The 20,714-nt window shown below is 35.5% G+C and carries 21 protein-coding genes; all 21 read left to right on the plus strand.

Annotation, left to right across the window (positions count from 1 at the left end):
* The first annotated feature begins 3 nt into the window (after positions 1-3).
* The 21 genes from EB239_RS05300 (at position 4) to EB239_RS05400 (ending at position 20,651) form a co-directional block, all read left to right on the plus strand.
* Positions 4-678: a redox-sensing transcriptional repressor Rex gene (locus tag EB239_RS05300; protein WP_003869324.1), complete on the plus strand. Its 675-nt coding sequence runs from the start codon at positions 4-6 to the stop codon at positions 676-678.
* 84 nt (positions 679-762) lie between these two features.
* Positions 763-1,545: a short-chain-enoyl-CoA hydratase gene (locus EB239_RS05305; RefSeq protein ID WP_003869325.1), complete on the plus strand. Its 783-nt coding sequence runs from the start codon at positions 763-765 to the stop codon at positions 1,543-1,545.
* 77 nt (positions 1,546-1,622) lie between these two features.
* Positions 1,623-2,765 carry an acyl-CoA dehydrogenase gene (locus EB239_RS05310; RefSeq protein WP_003869326.1) on the plus strand — a complete coding sequence of 381 codons (1,143 nt, stop codon included), beginning with the start codon at positions 1,623-1,625 and terminating at the stop codon, positions 2,763-2,765.
* Positions 2,766-2,777: 12 nt separating this feature from the next.
* Complete coding sequence (locus EB239_RS05315; RefSeq protein ID WP_003869327.1) at positions 2,778-3,560, plus strand: electron transfer flavoprotein subunit beta/FixA family protein; 783 nt, start codon at positions 2,778-2,780, stop codon at positions 3,558-3,560.
* 15 nt (positions 3,561-3,575) lie between these two features.
* The gene (locus EB239_RS05320; protein ID WP_003869328.1) at positions 3,576-4,583 is read left to right on the plus strand and encodes an electron transfer flavoprotein subunit alpha/FixB family protein; all 1,008 of its coding nucleotides are present in this window, start codon (positions 3,576-3,578) and stop codon (positions 4,581-4,583) included.
* A gap of 82 nt (positions 4,584-4,665) precedes the next feature.
* Positions 4,666-5,511 carry a 3-hydroxybutyryl-CoA dehydrogenase gene (locus EB239_RS05325; RefSeq protein WP_003869330.1) on the plus strand — a complete coding sequence of 282 codons (846 nt, stop codon included), beginning with the start codon at positions 4,666-4,668 and terminating at the stop codon, positions 5,509-5,511.
* Between the two features lie 30 nt (positions 5,512-5,541).
* Complete coding sequence (coaD, locus tag EB239_RS05330; RefSeq protein WP_003869331.1) at positions 5,542-6,021, plus strand: pantetheine-phosphate adenylyltransferase; 480 nt, start codon at positions 5,542-5,544, stop codon at positions 6,019-6,021.
* Between the two features lie 15 nt (positions 6,022-6,036).
* Positions 6,037-7,215: an acetyl-CoA C-acetyltransferase gene (locus EB239_RS05335; RefSeq protein ID WP_003869332.1), complete on the plus strand. Its 1,179-nt coding sequence runs from the start codon at positions 6,037-6,039 to the stop codon at positions 7,213-7,215.
* A gap of 137 nt (positions 7,216-7,352) precedes the next feature.
* The gene (locus EB239_RS05340; RefSeq protein ID WP_003869333.1) at positions 7,353-8,759 is read left to right on the plus strand and encodes a sigma-54 interaction domain-containing protein; all 1,407 of its coding nucleotides are present in this window, start codon (positions 7,353-7,355) and stop codon (positions 8,757-8,759) included.
* A gap of 265 nt (positions 8,760-9,024) precedes the next feature.
* Positions 9,025-9,441: a MaoC family dehydratase gene (locus EB239_RS05345; protein ID WP_003869334.1), complete on the plus strand. Its 417-nt coding sequence runs from the start codon at positions 9,025-9,027 to the stop codon at positions 9,439-9,441.
* 30 nt (positions 9,442-9,471) lie between these two features.
* Complete coding sequence (locus EB239_RS05350; protein ID WP_003869335.1) at positions 9,472-10,338, plus strand: branched-chain amino acid ABC transporter permease; 867 nt, start codon at positions 9,472-9,474, stop codon at positions 10,336-10,338.
* Positions 10,339-10,340: 2 nt separating this feature from the next.
* The gene (locus EB239_RS05355; protein ID WP_003869336.1) at positions 10,341-11,336 is read left to right on the plus strand and encodes a branched-chain amino acid ABC transporter permease; all 996 of its coding nucleotides are present in this window, start codon (positions 10,341-10,343) and stop codon (positions 11,334-11,336) included.
* 10 nt (positions 11,337-11,346) lie between these two features.
* Positions 11,347-12,117: an ABC transporter ATP-binding protein gene (locus tag EB239_RS05360; protein ID WP_003869337.1), complete on the plus strand. Its 771-nt coding sequence runs from the start codon at positions 11,347-11,349 to the stop codon at positions 12,115-12,117.
* The gene (locus EB239_RS05365) at positions 12,110-12,838 is read left to right on the plus strand and encodes an ABC transporter ATP-binding protein (RefSeq protein WP_003869338.1); all 729 of its coding nucleotides are present in this window, start codon (positions 12,110-12,112) and stop codon (positions 12,836-12,838) included. The genes EB239_RS05360 and EB239_RS05365 overlap by 8 nt, the downstream gene beginning before the upstream one ends.
* Positions 12,839-12,860: 22 nt before the next feature.
* Positions 12,861-14,132, plus strand: a complete 1,272-nt coding sequence (locus tag EB239_RS05370; protein WP_003869339.1) for an ABC transporter substrate-binding protein — start codon at positions 12,861-12,863, stop codon at positions 14,130-14,132.
* Between the two features lie 71 nt (positions 14,133-14,203).
* On the plus strand, positions 14,204-15,043 hold the full coding sequence (locus EB239_RS05375; RefSeq protein WP_003869340.1) for an alpha/beta fold hydrolase: 840 nt from the start codon (positions 14,204-14,206) through the stop codon (positions 15,041-15,043).
* Positions 15,019-16,047 (plus strand): 3-oxoacyl-ACP synthase, encoded by a 1,029-nt coding sequence (locus EB239_RS05380; protein WP_003869341.1) that lies wholly within the window; start codon positions 15,019-15,021, stop codon positions 16,045-16,047. The genes EB239_RS05375 and EB239_RS05380 overlap by 25 nt, the downstream gene beginning before the upstream one ends.
* Before the next feature lie 38 nt (positions 16,048-16,085).
* Positions 16,086-17,381, plus strand: a complete 1,296-nt coding sequence (locus tag EB239_RS05385; protein WP_003869342.1) for an acetyl-CoA hydrolase/transferase family protein — start codon at positions 16,086-16,088, stop codon at positions 17,379-17,381.
* 48 nt (positions 17,382-17,429) lie between these two features.
* A complete protein-coding gene (locus tag EB239_RS05390) occupies positions 17,430-18,641 on the plus strand; it encodes an esterase/lipase family protein (RefSeq protein ID WP_003869343.1) in 1,212 nt (403 codons plus the stop codon).
* Between the two features lie 116 nt (positions 18,642-18,757).
* Complete coding sequence (gene phaZ / locus EB239_RS05395; RefSeq protein WP_003869344.1) at positions 18,758-19,654, plus strand: intracellular short-chain-length polyhydroxyalkanoate depolymerase; 897 nt, start codon at positions 18,758-18,760, stop codon at positions 19,652-19,654.
* A gap of 16 nt (positions 19,655-19,670) precedes the next feature.
* Positions 19,671-20,651: a 3-oxoacyl-ACP synthase III family protein gene (locus tag EB239_RS05400; RefSeq protein WP_003869345.1), complete on the plus strand. Its 981-nt coding sequence runs from the start codon at positions 19,671-19,673 to the stop codon at positions 20,649-20,651.
* The last annotated feature ends 63 nt before the right edge of the window (positions 20,652-20,714 follow it).

Below are 20,714 nucleotides of genomic sequence, written 5' to 3' on the forward strand. Positions count from 1 at the left end.
ACAGTGAGCAAAAAGACTATAGTATCAATGGCTGTAATAAGAAGGCTCCCAAGATATCATAGATATCTTGAAGAACTTCTTAAAAACGATGTAAAGCGTATTTCTTCTAGAGAATTAAGCGAAAAGATGGGAGTTACTGCTTCTCAAATTAGACAAGATTTAAATAATTTTGGCGGTTTTGGACAGCAGGGATATGGCTATAATGTAGAAGAGCTTTATAATAATTTGACTAAGATTTTAGGCCTTGATAAAACTTATAATACTATCATCATAGGAGCAGGAAATCTTGGTCAAGCGATTGCCAATTATACTAGCTTTGAAAAATCTGGCTTTAATTTAAAGGGGATTTTTGATATTAATCCTCGTTTATTTGGGCTTAAAATTAGAGATGTTGAAGTGATGGACGTAGAAACAGTAGAAGATTTTATAGCCCGTAATAAAATCGACATAGGTATTTTATGTATTCCCAAAGATAATGCTCAATATACTGCTGACAGACTGGTGAGAGCGGGAATTAAGGCGATTTGGAATTTCTCGCCAATAGATTTAAAGGTACCTGATGATGTAATTTTAGAAAATGTTCATTTAAGTGATAGTTTATTTACTGTATCATATAGATTAAATGAAGAAGAGCTCTTTAAAAAGTTAAAAGGAGAAACTGCTAAAATAGATGGGTAGTGTAAATTTTCTATCCATCTATTTTAATTTTGGCATGAATTTTGCTTTTAAATTTTAATGATAAAACAAGAAGGAGGGTTTTTTATGGAATTTAAAAATATTAAGCTAGAACTAAATGAAGGCGTTTCCCTCATTGCTATTGACAGACCTAAATCTTTGAATGCGTTGAATTTAGAAACTCTTAAAGAAATAGACCAGGCTTTAGAAGAAGTTAAGGAAAATGAGGAGGTGAAAGTAGTAATAATAACAGGAGCAGGAGAAAAAGCTTTTGTAGCGGGAGCGGACATTTCTGAAATGAAGGATATGAATCCACTTAAAGCAAAAGAATTTGCTGAGTTTGGCCAAAAAGTGTTTAGAAAGATTGAACTTATGAAAAAGCCTGTTATTGCTGCTGTTAATGGTTACGCTCTTGGAGGAGGTTGTGAACTGGCAATGGCTTGTGACATAAGGATTGCAAGCCACAATGCAAAATTTGGGCAGCCAGAGGTGGGACTTGGTATTATACCGGGATTTGGAGGCACACAAAGACTACCTCGAATTGTAGGCATGTCAAAAGCGAAGGAGCTTATTTACACAGGGGACATGATAGATGCTGAAGAAGCTTTAATAATAGGACTTGTTTCAAAAGTAGTAGAGCAAGAAAAACTATTGGAAGAAGCTTATAACATTGCGAAAAAGATAATGTCAAAGGGGATGATTGCTGTAAGGCTTGCAAAAGAAGCTATAAATATAGGGATTAATGCAGATATTGAAACAGGTATGAGCTATGAAGCAAAGGCTTTTGCTGTTTGTTTTGCTACAGAGGACCAAAAAGAAGGTATGGCAGCTTTTTTAGAAAAAAGAGCTCCTAAATTTGTGGATAAGTGATACGTGGTGATAAAGGGTGATAACCCTTTATCTGTAATCTTAAGTGTTAAAAAAATATCAAAAAAGGAGGAGTTTTAATGGATTTTTCATTGACGAAAGAACAACAAATGGTAAGGAAAATATTAAGAGAATTTGCTGAAAAAGAGATTGCACCTAAAGCAAAGGAAATTGATTTAACGGGTGAATTTCCTTGGGATAATGTCAAAAAAATGGCGAAAGCTGATATGATGGGAATTCCATATCCAAAGGAATATGGAGGAGCAGGAGGAGATTATATAAGTTATATTATTGCAGTGGAAGAGATATCCCGCGCTTGTGCAGCTACAGGCGTAATATTGTCTGCTCATACATCATTGGCATGTTTTCCTATTTTCCAGTGGGGAACAAAAGAGCAAAAAGAGAAATACTTAATACCATTGGCAAAAGGAGAAAAGTTAGGGGCTTTTGCGCTTACAGAGCCTAATGCTGGAACTGATGCAGCAGCTCAGCAAACGACAGCAGTATTAGAAGGAGATCATTACATTTTAAACGGCTCTAAGATTTTTATAACCAACGGCGGAAAGGCAGATGTATATATAGTTTTTGCTATGACCGATAAATCTAAAGGTACTAAAGGAATAAGTGCTTTTATTGTAGAAAAAGATTTTCCCGGTTTTTATATAGGAAAAGTAGAAGAAAAAATGGGCATAAGAGGCTCGAGGGCAGCAGAATTGGTATTTGAAGACTGTGTAGTGCCTAAAGAAAACCTACTTGGCAAAGAAGGAGAAGGGTTTAAGATAGCAATGGTGACTTTGGACGGCGGAAGAATAGGTATTGGCGCTCAAGCCTTAGGAATAGCTCAGGCAGCGTTAGACGAGGTCACAAAATATGTGAAAGAGAGGCAACAATTTGGAAGGCCTATAGGGAAATTTCAGGGCTTACAGTGGTATATTGCTGAAATGGCTACAAAAGTAAGTGCAGCTAGACATCTTGTTTACTACGCTGCATGGAGAAAGCAAAACAATTTAAGTTATACGATGGAAGCTGCTATGGCAAAGCTTTTTGCTTCTGAGACAGCCATGGAAGTTACTACAAAGGCAGTACAAATTTTTGGTGGGTATGGTTATACAAAAGATTATCCAGTTGAGAGATTAATGAGAGACGCAAAGATAACAGAAATATATGAAGGTACTTCAGAAGTTCAAAAGATGGTCATAGCCTCGAATTTATTAAAGATGTAAGGAGGAATTGCCATGAATATACTTGTGTTTATAAAACAAGTGCCTGACACTAACGAAGTCAAGATAGATCCAGTTACAAAAACCCTTATAAGAGAAGGGGTTCCCAGCATAATAAATCCAGATGATAAAAATGCTTTAGAAGAAGCTATAAGAATTAAAGAAGAATATGGAGCAAAAGTTATTGTCATAACAATGGGACCTCCACAGGCTGAAACTGCGTTAAGAGAGGCACTGGCTATGGGTGCCGATGAAGCATATCTTTTGACTGATAGAGTATTTGCGGGTGCTGATACTTATGCAACTGCCAAAACTTTGTCAAAGATGGCTAAAAAATTTGACTATGACATAATATTCTGTGGTAGACAAGCTATAGATGGAGATACTGCGCAGGTAGGCCCCCAATTGGCTGAACAGCTTAATGTTCCTCAAGTGACATATGTTAAAGAAGTAAAAATTGAAGGTGATACACTTATCGTAAAAAGAGCACTTGAAGACGGATATGAAGTCATAAAAGTCAAAATGCCCGTGCTTTTAACAGCGATTAAAGAGCTTAATACTCCAAGGTATCCTTCTATAAAGGGAATATTTGAATCGTATAGAGAAAAAGAAGTTAAAATTGTGACTGCTGCAGATTTAGGAATAGATCCTCAAGAAGTTGGACTTAAAGGGTCTCCTACAAAAGTTATTTCCACAACTACTCCAGAGACACAAAGGGCAGGAGAAATTTTTACGGGCAATGTAAAGGAATGTGTACAAAACCTTGTCCAAAGATTAGTTGAAAAGCATGTTATATGAAGGAGGCTGGAAAAAATGAATGAATACAAAGATATATGGGTGTTCGCCGAGCAAAGAGAGCAAAGATTAATGAATGTATCTTTAGAGATATTAGGAGAAGCGAGAAAACTTGCTGATAAAAAAGGTGTAAAAGCTTGTGCAGTGTTAGTTGGATATGGTGTAAAAGGTCTGGCAGATGAATTAATCAAATATGGTGCTGATGTAGTGTATGTAATAGATAACCCCCTTCTTAAAAACTATACGACAGAAGGCTATGCAAAAGTCATTGCAGACCTTGCAAATGAGATAAAGCCTGAAGTGATTTTGTATGGAGCCACATATATAGGAAGAGACCTTGCACCAAGGATTGCTTCACGATTGCACACTGGCCTTACAGCAGACTGCACGGGACTTGATATAGATGAAAATGGATTGCTTTTACAAATACGTCCTGCTTTTGGAGGCAATCTCATTGCCACAATAATATGTCCAGAAAGAAGGCCTCAGATGGCCACTGTGAGGCCTGGAGTTATGAAAAAAGCTCCAAAAGACGAAAAGCGCAAAGGAGAAATCATAGAAATACAGGCAAATATTAAAGAGGGTGACATAAGGACCCAAATATTTGATATAATAAAAGAAGCGAAGAGTAAAGTAAATATAGAAGAGGCAGATATTATTGTTTCTGGAGGAAGGGGGGTAGGAGGAGCAGAAGGGTTTAAGCTAATTCAGCAATTAGCTGATGCTTTAGGAGGAGTGGTAGGAGCTTCTCGTGCTGCAGTTGATGCAGGATGGATTTCCTCTGACCACCAAGTGGGGCAGACAGGTAAAACCGTAAGGCCAAAGCTTTATGTAGCTTGCGGCATAAGTGGGGCGATACAGCATATTGCAGGCATGGGAAATGCAAAAACGATAGTTGCCATAAATAAAAATCCTGATGCACCTATTTTTAAAGTAGCTGATTATGGAATAGTTGGAGATTTATTTAAAGTAATACCGGCATTGATAGAGGAAATAAAGAGGATTAAAAATAACGAGATGGCATGAATTTTGCATATATAAAAAAGAGGGCGGCTGACCTTTTGGCAGCTGACCCTCTTATAAATAAATTTAGAAGGGGTGTTTTAAAATGCAAAAAATATTTGTAGTCGGTACAGGTACAATGGGTTCGGGAATAGCCCAGGTATTTGCAGAAAATGGTTTCGATGTCATAATAAGAGATGTAGATATCAAGTTTGTAGAAAGAGGTTTAGGAGTAATTGAAAACAATCTCAAAAGAAGTGTTGAAAAAGGCAAAATTACAGAAGAAGAAAAAAATAAAGTTTTAGGAAGAATAAAAGGCACTGTTGACATTGATGAGGCGAAAGATGTTGACTTTGTTATTGAAGCAGCTATAGAAAACATGGAGATTAAAAAACAAATTTTTAAAGAGCTTGATAACGTATGCAAAGAAGGTACAATACTTGCAACAAACACTTCTTCTCTTTCAATAACAGAAATAGCAAGTAGCACAGCAAGGCCTGAAAAAGTTATCGGAATGCACTTTTTTAACCCTGTGCCTGTCATGAAATTAGTAGAAGTTATAAAAGGCATGAAGACTTCTGAAGAGACTTTTAATACAGTAAAAGAGCTGGCGCAAAAGCTTGGTAAGACTCCTGTTGAAGTCAATGAAGCTCCTGGCTTTGTAGTAAACAGGATTTTAATTCCCATGATAAATGAAGCTATAGGAGTTTTAGCTGATGGAGTAGCTTCTGCATCTGACATAGATGAAGCGATGAAATTAGGAGCAAACCATCCCATAGGACCTCTTGCTCTTTCTGACCTTATAGGCAATGACGTAGTTCTTGCAATAATGGATACACTTTATTCAGAATTTAATGATTCAAAATACAGACCCCATCCGCTTTTGAGAAAAATGGTTAGAGCAGGACTTTTGGGAAGAAAAACAGGGAAAGGATTTTTTGAATATAAATAACGAATATAATCTAAAAAGGAAAGAATTGATATGAAAACAGCAATTTATCCAGGAAGTTTTGATCCAGTTACATATGGCCATATAGATATTATAAAAAGAGGAGCACTTTTATTTGACAAATTAATTGTCGCTGTACTTTTAAATCCAATCAAAAAGCCTTTATTTTCAATAGAAGAAAGAATTGAACTTTTAAAAGCTGTAACAAAAAATATTCCTAATGTCCAAATAGATTACTTTGATGACTTATTAGTAGATTATGCAAAAAAAGTAAGAGCTGGTGTTATAATAAGAGGTTTAAGGATGGTTTCTGACTTTGAGTATGAATTTCAAATGGCTTTAATTAATAAAAAATTAGATCCTTCAATTGAGACAGTTTTTTTAATGACAAATGAGCAATACAGTTATTTCAGTTCTAGTGCAGTAAAAGAAATTGCTCAGTTTAGAGGGGGTTTTTCTAAATTTGTGCCTGAAATAGTAGCTCAGAAGTTAAAGGAAAAGTTAAAGCTGTAAGGAGGATTGATTTGTATGAGAGAAGCAGTAATTGTAAGTGGTGCGAGAACTGCGATAGGAAAATTTGGAGGTAGTTTGGCCAGCATTCCGGTTGTAGACTTAGGAGCAATTGTCATAAAAGAAGCTTTAAAAAGGGCAAACATTGCTCCTGAACAAGTGGATGAGGTACTTATGGGAAATGTTTTGCAAGCAGGATTAGGACAAAATCCCGCAAGGCAGTCGGCAGTGAAAGCAGGTATACCTGTTGAAGCAACCGCTGCGACGATAAATATGGTGTGTGGCTCAGGACTTAGAACTGTGACAATGGCAGCACAGGCTATTATGACAGGAGATGCAGAAATAGTTGTTGCTGGTGGAATGGAAAATATGTCAAGAGCGCCATATCTTTTAAATGAAGCTCGATTTGGCTATAGAATGAACGATGGTAAAATAGTGGATTCTATGGTATACGACGGTTTAACCGATGTGTTTAATCAATATCTTATGGGTATAACAGCTGAAAATGTTGCTGAAAGATATGGAATTACAAGGGAAGAGCAAGACGAATTTGCGCTAAGAAGCCAAAAGCTTGCAGAAGCTGCGATTACATCAGGAAGGTTTAACGATGAAATTGTACCTGTTTTAATTCCTCAGAAAAAAGGCGATCCCATAGAATTTAAAACAGATGAACATTATAGACCTGGTACAACATTAGAGGCTCTTTCTAAATTAAAACCTGCTTTTAAACCGAATGGAACAGTTACAGCAGGAAATGCATCTGGCATAAACGATGGAGCAGCTGCTGTGGTTGTTATGTCAAAAGACAAAGCAAAAGAGTTAGGAATTACTCCCCTTGCTACAATTAAGTCTTACGCTTATGCAGGGGTTGACCCAAGTGTTATGGGATTAGGTCCTATTTATTCTACAAGGAAGGCTCTTGATAAAGCAGGATTAAAAATTGAAGACATTGACCTCATAGAAGCTAATGAAGCTTTTGCAGCCCAAGCGTTAGCAGTTGCAAAAGAACTTAAATTTAACATGAATAAAGTAAATGTCAACGGTGGTGCAATAGCTTTAGGCCATCCTATTGGTGCAAGCGGAGCTAGGATTTTAGTGACACTGCTTTATGAAATGAAGAAGAGAGGTTCCCATCTTGGGCTTGCGACACTTTGCATAGGCGGTGGTATGGGCATATCAATGATTATAGAAATGTAAAGTAAATAGAGAAAATAATGGCCCTCGGTTTATGCCGGGGGTTATTGACTTTTAATAACGATTACAAATATAATAAATATCAAAGGATGTCCTAAAATGATACATCCCTTCTTTTTAATATTAAGGGGAGAGAAAAGATGGGTAAGAATGTTGGCAAGTCATTTTTGTTTAGTGAAAAAATGGAATTTTTATTTGAAAGTGTTTTTGACAAACTGCCAATTGCTTTTGATATACTTGATGCAGAAGGTAATATAAGAATGATGAATAAAACGTTTTTAGATTTTTTAGGCTTGGAAAAAGAAAAAGTTATTAACAGATACGTATTGGACGTTGATCGAAACTCGCGATTTCCTCTTGTTTTGAAAACAGGCCAGAACGAGATTGCCTATAGACATAAGTTTGCCAATGGAAAAGAAGCTATTGTGCATAGAATTGCGATAAAAGATGGCGACGAGGTTATTGGCGGTTTTGGAATGATTTTGTTTGAGGATTTAAATGAACTTAGAAAACTCATAGAAAAAAACAGGCTTTTAGAGACTGAACTTAATCACTATAAAAAAACATTAAGAAAAATTCGTGGTGCCAGGTATTCATGGGAGAATATTGTTGGAAAAAGTGATGCAATAATTGAGTGTAAGAAAAAAGCTATAAAAATGGCTAGTATGGATTCCAATATTCTTATATATGGAGAAAGTGGGGTAGGGAAAGAACTTTTTGCTCAGGCAATCCACAATTCAAGTAGCAGAAGAGATTATCCCTTTGTAACTGTAAATTGTGCTGCTATACCAGAGCAGTTAATGGAATCAGAGCTATTTGGTTATGAAGAAGGCGCTTTTACAGGAGCTCAAAAAGGCGGTAAAATAGGTAAGTTCGAGCTTGCAAATCATGGTACTATCTTTTTAGATGAAATAGGTGATATGCCGTATACAATGCAAGCAAAACTTTTAAGAGTGCTTCAAGAAGGAGAAATCGAAAGAGTAGGTGGCAAAGAACCTATTAGAGTTGATGTACGCGTAATATCAGCGACAAACAAAGACCTTACAAAACTTATTAAAGAAGGCAAATTTAGGAGTGATTTGTTTTACAGAATAAATGTATTAATGCTTAATGTTCCACCATTGCGTGAAAGAAAAGGAGATATTCCACTTTTGATAGATCATTTTTTGTACCTTTTGGCTCAGAATTCTGGAATATACAAAAAAGTTTCTAAGGAAGTGTATGATATTTTGGAGAAATATGATTGGCCAGGCAACATAAGGGAACTTAGAAATGCAGTTGAGCGAATGGTTGTCAATTCGGAAGGTGATACAATTAGGAAAACAGACATTCCTCTTTATATTCTAAACAAAGAGATACCCATAAGGAAGAATGGGTCGGGACTTCAGCAAATGCTTGAAGAATTTGAAGAGAAGATAATCCTTGAGACTTTAAAAGAGTGTAACTATAATAAATCACAAGCAGCAGAAATATTAAAAATACCAAGGTCAAGACTTTATCGGAAGCTAAAAAAGTTTAATATTCTCGAAGATAATGAAGTAAAATGATACTGTGTAGCGAAAAGCTACAAATTTTGAAAACGCAGGAGACATATCTCTTGCGTTTTTTTGTATTATTGTGAGACATTTATCAATAAAAAATTGTATTTTGTAATGTCTTTAAAAGCAACAAGAGAACTTTTAATTTAAAGGGTGGACATTTAAAAAATCCACATTTGACTGCTTATTTTCTAAAAATTTTTAAGCAAAATTAATAGTTGGCACTTTTTTTGCTTTTACTATTTAGAGAAAAACAACTGAAAGGAGTAGCATTATGGGGAAAACGATTAATGAATTAAAAATTGGTGACAAAGACTATTTTGAGAAAACAATTACAGAAACAGATGTATATTTATATGCTGGGATTACAGGTGATTTTAATCCTGCCCATATTAATCAGGTAGCATCTGAAAAAACGATGTTTAAGGGAAGGATAGCTCACGGAATGTTGACAGCGGGGTTAATTTCTGCTGTTTTGGGTACTAAGTTACCAGGACCGGGAACTATTTATCTTGGTCAAGAATTGAAGTTTACAAAACCTGTAAGGATTGGCGATACAATCAAAGCTGAGGTAGAAGTAGTAGAAATCATCCCTGAAAAAAATCGAGTTAAATTAAAAACAATATGTACAAATCAAAATAACGAAGTTGTACTGGAGGGTATGGCGACAGTACTTGCACCAAAGGAGTAAGCAGAAATTATTGGAATGGGAGGTTAGTACATGTTATTGCAACAATTAATAAGCGGTTTTGCTACAGGTGGATTATATGCATTAGCAGCATTAGGTCTCGTATTGATATACAAAACTTCTGATGTAGTAAATTTCGCACAGGGCGAAATGGCGATGTTTTCTACTTTTATTGCATATACAACTATGACATCCTATGGTATGTCTTATTGGGAAGCTTTTATATTGGCACTTTTGTTTGCGTCAGTTTTAGGATTTATCGTAGAAAGATTTTTCATAAGACCTATACAAAATGCTCCAGTTTTAAGTCTTTTAATTGTGACATTAGGTCTTATGATGATTGTAAATGGTATAGCAGGATGGGCATTTGGTTTTGAGACTCATAGTTTTCCAGCAATTGTCGGGGGGGAATTAAAAATTTTTGGTGCAGTGATATCAAAGTCAAATCTTTTGACATTAGTTATTACAGTATTTATAATGGGAATTTTGTTTTATATGTTGAAATATGCTCTTGCTGGAATTGCTATAAGGGCTACATCAGAAAATCCAACTATTGCAAGGTTAATGGGTATTGCTGTTAATCATGTTTATTCTATTACTTGGGTTGTAAGTTCTATACTTGGTGCAATTGCAGGTATGTTCATAGCCCCAACTACATTTCTTGATGTAAATATGATGTCTTCTGTGTTGCTAAAGGCATTTACTGCTGCAGTTTTAGGAGGATTTACAACTTTTGTGGGGCCTGTAGTAGGAGGGTTAATACTTGGAGTGTTAGAAAACATTGCAAGTGGCTATATTTCTGCGCAACTGAGTTCGACATTTGCGTTTGCTCTTATAGTTATAATGCTATGGATTAAGCCTACGGGACTTGTTGGCCAAAAAGTGGGAAAGAAGGTGTAAAAATGAATGCAAAAAAATACATCTCATGGATAGTTCTAATTTTAATTGCTACATTAATTCCACCTATATTAAATTTACCGGGTAGCCTTCAGTATCTTTTAGATTTGTCGCTTATATATGCAATTGTCGCAATAGGCCTTAATCTTCTAATGGGTTATGCAGGACAGATATCCTTGGGACATGGTGCTTTTTTGGCTGTTGGTGCTTATACTTCAGCATATTTAACACTTACACTTCATGTGCCATTTTTTATAGCACTTATATTATCAGGTTTAATAACAGGTATTGTGGGGATTCTTTTAGGAATTCCTGCACTGAAGTTGGAAGGGAATTATTTAGCGATAGCTACTCTTGGATTTGGTGTAGCTGTAACACAAATTTTTGCTATATGGACAAGTTTTACTGGTGGTTTTTCAGGTATAAAACCATTGAAACCTGAATTATTTGGTTTTAAGTTTAATTCGTATCTAAGTTATTACTATATTATCTTAATTTTAACTATTGTTCTTGTAATATTGACTTGGAATATTATAAGGACAAAAGTGGGCAGAAGCCTAATGGCTATGAGAGACAGTGAAATTGCTGCAAAGGCAATGGGAATAAATGTTTCGTATTATAAAACATTAGCTTTTGGATTAAGCGCATTTTATACAGGAATTGCAGGAAGCCTTTATGCTCACCTGCTTGGTTTTATGACTCCTTATGATTATGCATTCAGCATAGGGATGTCTCTTAATTTTCTTGCAATGATTGTTATAGGCGGGATAGGAACAATAAGTGGGTCCATAATTGGGGCAATAATTATGACGTGGATTCCACAGATTACCTCCAATTTACCCATAAAAAGTTTATCGCAAATTATTACAGGTGCAATTATAATAGCCGTCGTAATCTTTTATCCAAACGGTATAGCATATGCGGGAGCTAGACTAAAAGATAAATTTGAGAGATTATTTGCGAAGCACCAAGAAAAAATCGTAGTTAAGATAGAGAAGTGAGGGATAATGCATGGAACATTTAATAGTTGACAATTTAACTATGGAATTTGGAGGTTTGAAAGCTGTTGATTCTCTCAGTTTTAGCGTTAAAAAGGGTGAAATCTATGGGCTTATAGGTCCTAATGGTGCTGGGAAAACAACTGTTTTTAATTGCGTATCAAGGTTTTACAATCCTACCTCCGGCAGAATTATTTTTGAGGGTAAGGAAATTACAAAGCTTAAACCTCATGAAATAATAAGAGCAGGGATATCTAGAACTTTTCAAAATGTAGAACTCTTTAAGCATATGACTGTATTAGAAAATTTGCTTGTTGGTCAAGTTGTATTTACAAGAGAGAACATATTATCCGCTGCTTTTATGCTCTCTTCTGTAAGAAAAGAAGAGAGAAGAATTAGGGAGGAAGCTATGGAAATACTTAAAATTCTCAATATAGAAGACAAAGCACATGAATATGCATCGGCACAACCTTATGGAATACAAAAGCTAGTAGAAATAGGAAGAGCACTTGTATCTCAACCACGACTAATCATGTTAGATGAACCTGCTGCAGGTATGAATCACAGTGAAACAGATGAATTAGCTGAATTAATATTAAAATTGCGAGATGAGCTTGGTATTACAATACTTTTAGTAGAACATGACATGTCTCTTGTCATGAATATATGTGAGAATATTTGTGTAATGAATTTTGGCAAAAAAATATGCGAAGGTACACCAGAAAAAGTAAAATCTGATCCTGCTGTCATCGAAGCATATCTGGGGGGTGAAGAGATTGCTTAGCCTTATTGATATAGAATCTTCCTACGGATATGTTAAAGTGCTAAAAGGCATAACAATTGAAATAAAAGAAGGAGATATTGTTGCGATTTTAGGTGCTAATGGTGCAGGAAAAACCACAATACTTAGAACTATATCAGGGCTTTTAAAACCTGACCGTGGGAAAATAGAGTTTATGGGAGAAAGAATAGATGGCAAACCTCCCGAATTAATTGTATCTAAGGGTATTGTACAATCTCCTGAAGGAAGAGAAATTTTCCCTGGTTTATCCGTTTTAGAAAATTTAAAAATAGGTGCTTATACCAGAAAGGACAAAAATAATATTTCAAAAGACCTTGATAGGATTTATCATTATTTTCCACGGCTTAGAGAAAGACAAAATCAAATTGCTGGTACTTTAAGTGGTGGAGAGCAACAAATGCTCGCAATAGCAAGGGCATTGATGGCAAAGCCAAAATTGTTAATGCTTGATGAACCTTCATTAGGACTTGCACCACGTGTAGTTAAGGAAATATTTGAAATTATTAAAGAAATTAATCAAGAAGGGGTAACAGTACTTTTAGTGGAGCAAAATGCCAGACAGGCATTAGCAATAGCTAATTATGCTTATATTTTGCAAACTGGATTAGTAGTAATGGAAGGAAAAGCAGAAGATTTAAAAAATAATGAGGAGGTGAAAGCAACTTATCTTGGAGGTAAAAGCCCAGGGTCGAATGTAAATTAAAAATAATAAGAGGAGGATAATTATGGGGAAAAAGTTTTTTAAAAAATTGTTTGTAATAGCATTTGCTTTAATATTTACATTAGGGATTATTTTAACAGGTTGTGGAAACAAAAATAATGAACAGCCAAGTACCCCGGCTTCACAAAAAGAACAAACAAAAAAAGAACTGGCTCAAGGAGTGACAGATACAACAGTAAAAGTAGGTACAACACTGGCGTTGACAGGACCAGTAGCAGTAATTGGCACACCAATGCTCCATGGTATGCAAGCTTATTTTAATTACATTAACGACCAGGGAGGAGTAAATGGCAGGAAAATAGAACTTATATACAAAGATGATCAATTTAACCCTGCTGTAACAGTACAAAAAACTCAGGAATTAGTTGAACAAGATAAAGTATTTGCTCTTGTAGGTACGCTTGGGACTCCAGGATTGCTTGCATCAATGGATTATATCGTTCAAAAAGGAATTCCTGATGTATACCAGGGCTCAGGGTCAAGCAAGTTTGCAATTCCCTTCAAGAAAAATTATTTTCCTGCACAGCCTAATTATACTACAGAAGGACATGTGCTAGCACAATATGCGGTTGATAATTTAAATGCGAAAAACATTGTAATAATTTATCAAAACGATGAACAAGGTACAGAAGGCCTAAATGCTATAAAAGAACAACTCGAAAAGCTGGGGAAATCTGACCTTTTGAAAGCTGCTGTTCCTTTTAACACAACTGATGTAGATTTTAGCACACCGGTATTAAAGGCAAAAGAAGCTAATGGAGATGTTGTAATACTTCTTGGTACCGCGAAACCTCTTGCAGGTATTGCTGTCAAGGCAAAAGAAATTGGGTATAAGCCGCAATTTCTTGCCTCCTATGTGGTTTCTGACCTTACAATGTTTAAACTTGCAAAGGATGCATGGAATGGTGCAATAGTTGCAGGTTGGGCATATCCGATATATGAGAAGACAAAAGACGAGCCTAAAGTTAAGTTGTTCTACGATACAATGGCAAAATATTTCCCGAATGAAACACCTTCAGGATATCATGTAGCGGGTTGGATTGCAGCTCAAACCTTTGTTGAGGGATTAAAAAGGGCCGGTGATAATCTTACATGGGACGGTTTTATAAAAGCCATGGAGACATTTAGAGATTGGAACGATGGACTTGCGTATAAACTTACCTATACAGAGACAGACCATAGTCCACAAAGGGCAATGTACTTTATGAAGGCTATATACAAAAACGAAAATGAATATACTTATGAGATAATTACCGATTACATTGAACCTAAGTGATACTTTTTAATATTTTAGAAAGGGCTTTTTAAAAAGCCCTTTCTAAAAACCTCATGATAGGAGGCTACCAAATGGCAAAAGTCAGAGTTAATAATATTGAATTATACTATGAAATACACGGAAATGGTCAACCTCTTGTACTAATAGAAGGCCTTGGTTGTTCGAAATGGATGTGGTTTAAACAGATATATGAGTTAAAAAAGTATTTTAAGGTTATTGTTTTTGACTTGAGGGGTGTTGGTGATTCTGATAAACCTGATATGGAATATTCTATTAAGTTGTTCGCCGATGATACAGCGGCTCTGGTAACAGAACTTGGGTTTAAAAAAGTTCACATACTTGGGGTTTCTATGGGTGGTTATATAGCACAAGAACTTGCTTTGGAATACCCTGCTCTTGTTGATAGGTTGATACTATGTTCTACTCATTATGGAGGACCAAATATCGTGCCAATACCACTGTCCACTCTTAGCATTATGTTAAATGGAACAGGTGCAGGTAATGCACTTGAAAATTTGCGAATTGCTATGTCTTTAAATTTTAGCGATGAATATCTTTCTACTCATAAAGATGAATTTGAACAGATTGTGAAATGGAAATTTGAAAAGCCGCAACCATTTTACGCTTACAAAAGACAATTTTACGCTGGATTAGCATTTGATGAAGAATCAAGAGTTCATTTGATTAAATCTCCTACTTTAATAATGGCAGGTAAAGACGATAAAATCGTACCTTATGAAAATGCTCTTTTATTGCATTCAAAAATTGAGGACTCAGAAGTTGAATTTTTTGATAATGCAGGACACATGTTTTTTATAGAAAAAGCAGAGGAAGTGAATCAAAAAATTGTAGAGTTTTTAACAAAACCTATAGGAGGAGATGAAAAATGGAAAGAAAGGATATTAACGTAGGAATTGTTGGAACAGGACTTTACATTCCTGAGACATATATGACAGCTGAAGATATAGCAAAAGAAACAGGTATACCTGAAGAAATTATAAAAACCAAATTTGGGATTATAAGAAAGCCTATACCGGGTCCGGAAGACCATACTTGTCATATGGGAATACAAGCGGCGAAAGATTGTTTGAGAAGAACTGGTGTTGATCCAAAAGAAATAGACCTCATTATATATATAGGCGAAGAACACAAAGAATATCTACTTTGGACATCTGGTATCAAATTACAATACGAAATAGGAGCAGAAAATGCGTGGGCTTTTGATATGGCGTTAAGGTGCGGTACAGCAGTTGCAGCTTTGAAGATAGCGAAAGATATGATGGTTGCAGATGATAATATTAATACCGTTATGATTGCTGGTGGATACAGAAACGTTGACTTTATTGATTATAAGAATCCGCGCGTATCCTTCATGTATGACCTTGCTGCAGGAGGAGGAGCAATTCTCCTTAAGAAAAATTATAATAGGAACATTGTACTTGAGGCATCAATTATAACAGATGGTTCCTTTTCTGAAGATGTTGCTGTTGTCGGTGGAGGGACAAAATATCCTGTAAGCCATGAAATGATTGATAAAGGACTATATAAATTAGATGTTTTGAATATGGAACATATGAAAAAAGGTCTTGAAGAAAAATCGATGCCTAATTTTTTAGGTGTGATTAAAGAATCTCTAAGGAAAAGCGGATATACACCTTCCGATATTGGCTATCTTGCGATACTTCACATGAAAAGGTCTGCTCATGAATTTATTTTAAATGAACTAGGCTTATCTCCTGACAAATCGATTTACTTAGAAAACTATGGGCATATGGGTCAGATTGACCAGATACTTTCAACACAACTTGCACTAGAAGAAGGAAAAATAAAAGATGGTGATGTAGTAGTATGGGTAAGTGCAGGGATAGGTTATGTATGGGATGCAATTACAATAAAGTGGGGACCTATAGAATAAGTTTTATGGCATAAATTTTATGACAGGAGGTTTTAAACATGGATTATAAAGAACTATACAAGAAGAAGTTAGTTTCTGTTGAAGAAATTTTATCAAAGATTAACAGTGGAGATGAAATTGTTTCTGCTATGGCTGCTTCAGAGCCTCAAGGCATTTTAAGTAAACTCCATACTATAAAAGATAGAGTTGAAGATGTAACGGTTGTTGTATGTCTTCCAATGAAAGATTATGAATTTTTTATGAATCCATCAATGAAAGGGCATTTTCTTACTGAATCATGGTTTTATACTGCAGGATTAAGGGAAGCACATAAATACGGGACAGTATCTTTTATACCCAATCATCTTCATTTAGCTTCAACAAAAAGATTACACTATAGAAAACCCAGGTTTTTCCTAGGTACTGCAACTCCAATGGATAAACATGGATATTTATCATTATCTTTAGGTATTACTTATGAAAAAGATATTCTTGAGAACGCTGATTATGTTGTTTTAGAGGTAAATGAAAACCTCCCAAGGACATATGGTGATACACAAATCCACATAAGCCAGGTGGACTTCATTGTTGAAAATCATGCTCCTGTTCCTGAAATTCCTATTGTAGAACCAAACGAAAAAGACAAAATAATAGGGAATTATATAGCTGAGTTAGTAGAGGACGGCTCAACGATTCAATTGGGAATAGGTGGAATACCTAATGCTGTGGCAAAAGCACTTTTAAATAAAAAAGACCTTGGCATTCACACAGAGATGTTTACAGAAGGAATGGTAGATTTATTTGAAGCTGGGGTAATCACCAATAAGAAAAAGACCTTATGGAAAGGAAAATCTATAGCTACATTTGCACTTGGTACTAAGAAACTGTATGATTTTATAGATGATAATATGGGAGTAGAATTTCAAAGAGGCGCAGTTGTCAATGACCCATATGTAATAGGCCAAAATTATAAAATGGTATCTATAAATACTGCACTGCAAGTAGATTTAACAGGTCAAGTTTGTTCAGAATCTCTGGGCATAAGGCAATTCAGTGGGACGGGGGGACAAGCAGACACGGCAGTAGGGGCACAAATTTCAAAAGGAGGCAAATCTATAATAGCATTGTACTCATCAGTAAAAAACGATACTATATCTACAATAGTTCCTACATTAACAGAAGGTGCCGCAGTAACTTTATCAAGAAATGATGTAGACTATATTGTTACAGAGTATGGTATTGCAGAAATGAGAGGACGGTCGATAAGAGACAGAGTCAGAAATTTAATAAACATTGCTCATCCTAAATTTAGAGATGAGCTCAGGGAAAAGGCTAAAGAGCTTATGATATGGTAATATTTGAATGTTAAAGATAAAATGTCAATAGAAAAGGTGGAACAATTTATGAGGAAGCTAAGAGTATTTCCTCTATTGGTAATAATGTCGTTGTTATTATTTCAAGGACATTATAAAGCAACATCATATTTTGACCCAACACCAATAAAAACCTTTACAGACTCTAAATACTGGGCTAAAGTGGAACTTTTGAGAGATAGCAATCCTAATATAGGACAAGAAAGATTTATAACAGATAATCAACAAAAAGATCCAGAAATTATCAAAGAATTTAACAACAATCCTCAACCAAATTCACAATATTTTTTGCTCCACTATGCACCCGGTTGGGAGACAGGCACAAAGCCATATCCTGTAATTCTTGTTCACGGTGCTGGTTCTGATGCAAACTTTTTTGCAGACCCTAAAAGGGATGGTTCGATTACTGGTTTGATGCAATATCTTTCGCAAAGAGGTTATAAAGTCTTTGCTGTTACATTTGCGCATCCTCATGGGGACAATTACATTCAAAGAGAGATTCTTGCTGATGTGATTCAGAAGGTTAAGGCTGTAACAGGAGCAAGTAAAGTTGATATTATAGCACATAGTAAAGGCAATATGTCTGCGAGAATGTACGTGTCAAATGTCAAAGAATCATGGGGAGTTGATTTTGGAAAAGATGTGAGAAGATATATCCAGCTGGGAGCTCCAAATGGTGGAATTGACTTTACTTTTAGGAATCCAAATATGGCATGGGGTATAATGACAACTGGAGGATTTGGACCTGTTCCTTATACTTATATGTTGATTTATGGATTATGGTATAATACCACCTATCATAGTATATACACAGAAGGTGGAGCATATCCAGGACAACTTCAGATGCTAGCAAGATGGGATAGTGTATATCCTCTAAATACAACGCAGCAAGATTGGTATACAACTTATTATGGAGGGTGGGGATTTGCTAGTTATTCCTATGGAATAGATTATGCAATTAAAGAAGGCGGAAATCTTGTTAATACATTACAGAATTCCCCTGTAGATCCTTCTGTAGAAATAGCTGTGTTGGCTGGAGATTATAATTATATAAATGGTGTTCCGTGGGAGACCACAGGGTCCAGTGATGGATTAGTATTTGTAAAAAGTGCTACTGATACATCGGCAATGACAAAATCAGGGGCAAAACTTTTAGCGAAAGACGTACACCATTTAAATCACCTTGAGCTGGCATATGATAAATCAGCTATGGATTGGATAGATGCACAATTGTCAAAATGAGAAAAGGAATTGCTTTTAGCAAAAGTAAATTATATTTCAAGCAGTTTATTTCCTCGGAAACAAATTAAAATATTATATTACGTTGTAGATGTTAAAAATAAAGGGGGTTAAAATTTATGTGTAGAGTAATATATAAAAAAATTGCTTTACCAAATGGAGAGGAAATTGGTTACAGAGAAAGAGAAGGAGGAAAAGACGCAATAATTTTTGTTCATGGTAATTTAGTTTCATCAAAATATTGGGAAAAATTTATGCAAAGATTTCCTGAAAATTTTAAACTTTATGCAGTAGATTTAAGAGGAGCAGGAATCTCTTCATATAACAAGCCTATTGAAACAATGAGGGATTTTTCTGAAGATATATGGCTTTTTTCACAAGAAATGAATATCAAAAAGTTTATTCTTGTAGGGTGGTCGATGGGCGGAGTAATTTCTATGCAACTAGCGGCTGACCACCCTGATGCAGTAAAAAAATTGATCCTTGTAAGTTCACCATCTTGCAAAGGTATACCGTTTACAAAAAAAGATGAAGAAGGTAAAGTGATACCGGGTGAATATTGGAAAACAAAAGAAGAAGTGTTTAATGATAAAGTACAAGTTTTGCCGATAGTTTATGCATTGAGATCGGGAAACAGAGAAATAATGAAAAATATTTGGGATTCTGCTGTGTTTAACTATAAAAAGCCTGAAGAAAACTATTACAAAGAGCTCATAGAGGATATTTTTACAGTAAGAAATTATCCTGATTGTGCGTGGGCGACGCAGATTTTTAATATATCACATTTTCATAATGGTGTAGTCATGGGCACAGGAGAAGTAGATAAACTAACAATGCCTGTATTGTTATTATGGGGAGAATATGATGTAATTGTAAAAAAAGAGTATAGCGAAGAAACAGCAAAAGAAATCGGGGAGAATGCCCATGTTGTAGTTATTGAAAATGCGGCTCATAGTGTGTTTATTGATAATGAAGAACAAACATTAAAGGTTATGCTAGACTTTATTGAGAAATAGGGGAGGAGATGAATATATGAGAAGAGCGCGAATCATAGGAGTAGGAAGTTATCACCCAAAAAATTTGATAACAAATGAAGAACTGTCAAAAAGAATAGGTGAGCCAATAAGCATAAATTTTGAAAATAAGGTTGGAATACTTCAAAGGTATATAACTGGTCCGGATGAAAGCACTGCAGATCTTGCTTATGAAGCAGCTATCAGGGCCTTAGAAATGGCAGATATATCAGCAAAGGATATCGATTTGATAATTTTATCAACGGATACTCCCGAGTATATTACTCCTCCAACTTCTGCAATTGTACAAGGAAGGCTTGGAGCAATAAATGCTGGCTTTTTTGATATAAATGCTTCTTGCGCTGGATTTGCAGGCTCTCTTGCAGTTGCATCAAAAATGATTATGGCTGATGATTCATTAAATAAAGTCTTAGTTATTGGTGCATATAACATGAGCAAATTTATTGACTATAATACACCCGGACTTTCAGCCATATTTGCGGATGGTGGTGGAGCGGTTGTACTTACTTCAATAGAAGAAAATGCTGGGTTTTTAGCATCCAAATTCATAGGAGATGGTACCCAGTATGATTTTCTAGGTATATATGATGGTGGTGCAAAAAATCCGCTTAGAAAAGACAATCCTAAAGACCAGCTTTTGACATCTTTCAAGCCTCTTCCTCCAGATAGAAACCTTAAAATGTGGCCTCCTCTTGTAAAGGAAGTTGTGGAAAGAGCGGGTTATAAAGTTGAAGATATTGATCATATTTTCTTTACTCAGATAAATAAGTCAGTAATATTAGAGGTTATGGATACATTAGGGCTTGACCGGTCAAAAGCAACTACTATTATGGAAAAGTACGGCTATACTGGTTCGGCATGTCTTCCTATGGCTTTAGATGATGCAGTAAAAAATAATAGGATAAAGAGAGGAGACCTAATTGTTTTTGTAGGTTCAGGAGTAGGATTTTCTATGGCTGCATCAGCTTTTATATATTAAGCAGTGCATATCTTGGTGAATAATATGGGGTGATGAAATGACCCTTATTGATGCGTTTAAAAA

The organism is Thermoanaerobacter ethanolicus JW 200, from assembly GCF_003722315.1.
Lineage (GTDB): Bacteria > Bacillota > Thermoanaerobacteria > Thermoanaerobacterales > Thermoanaerobacteraceae > Thermoanaerobacter > Thermoanaerobacter ethanolicus.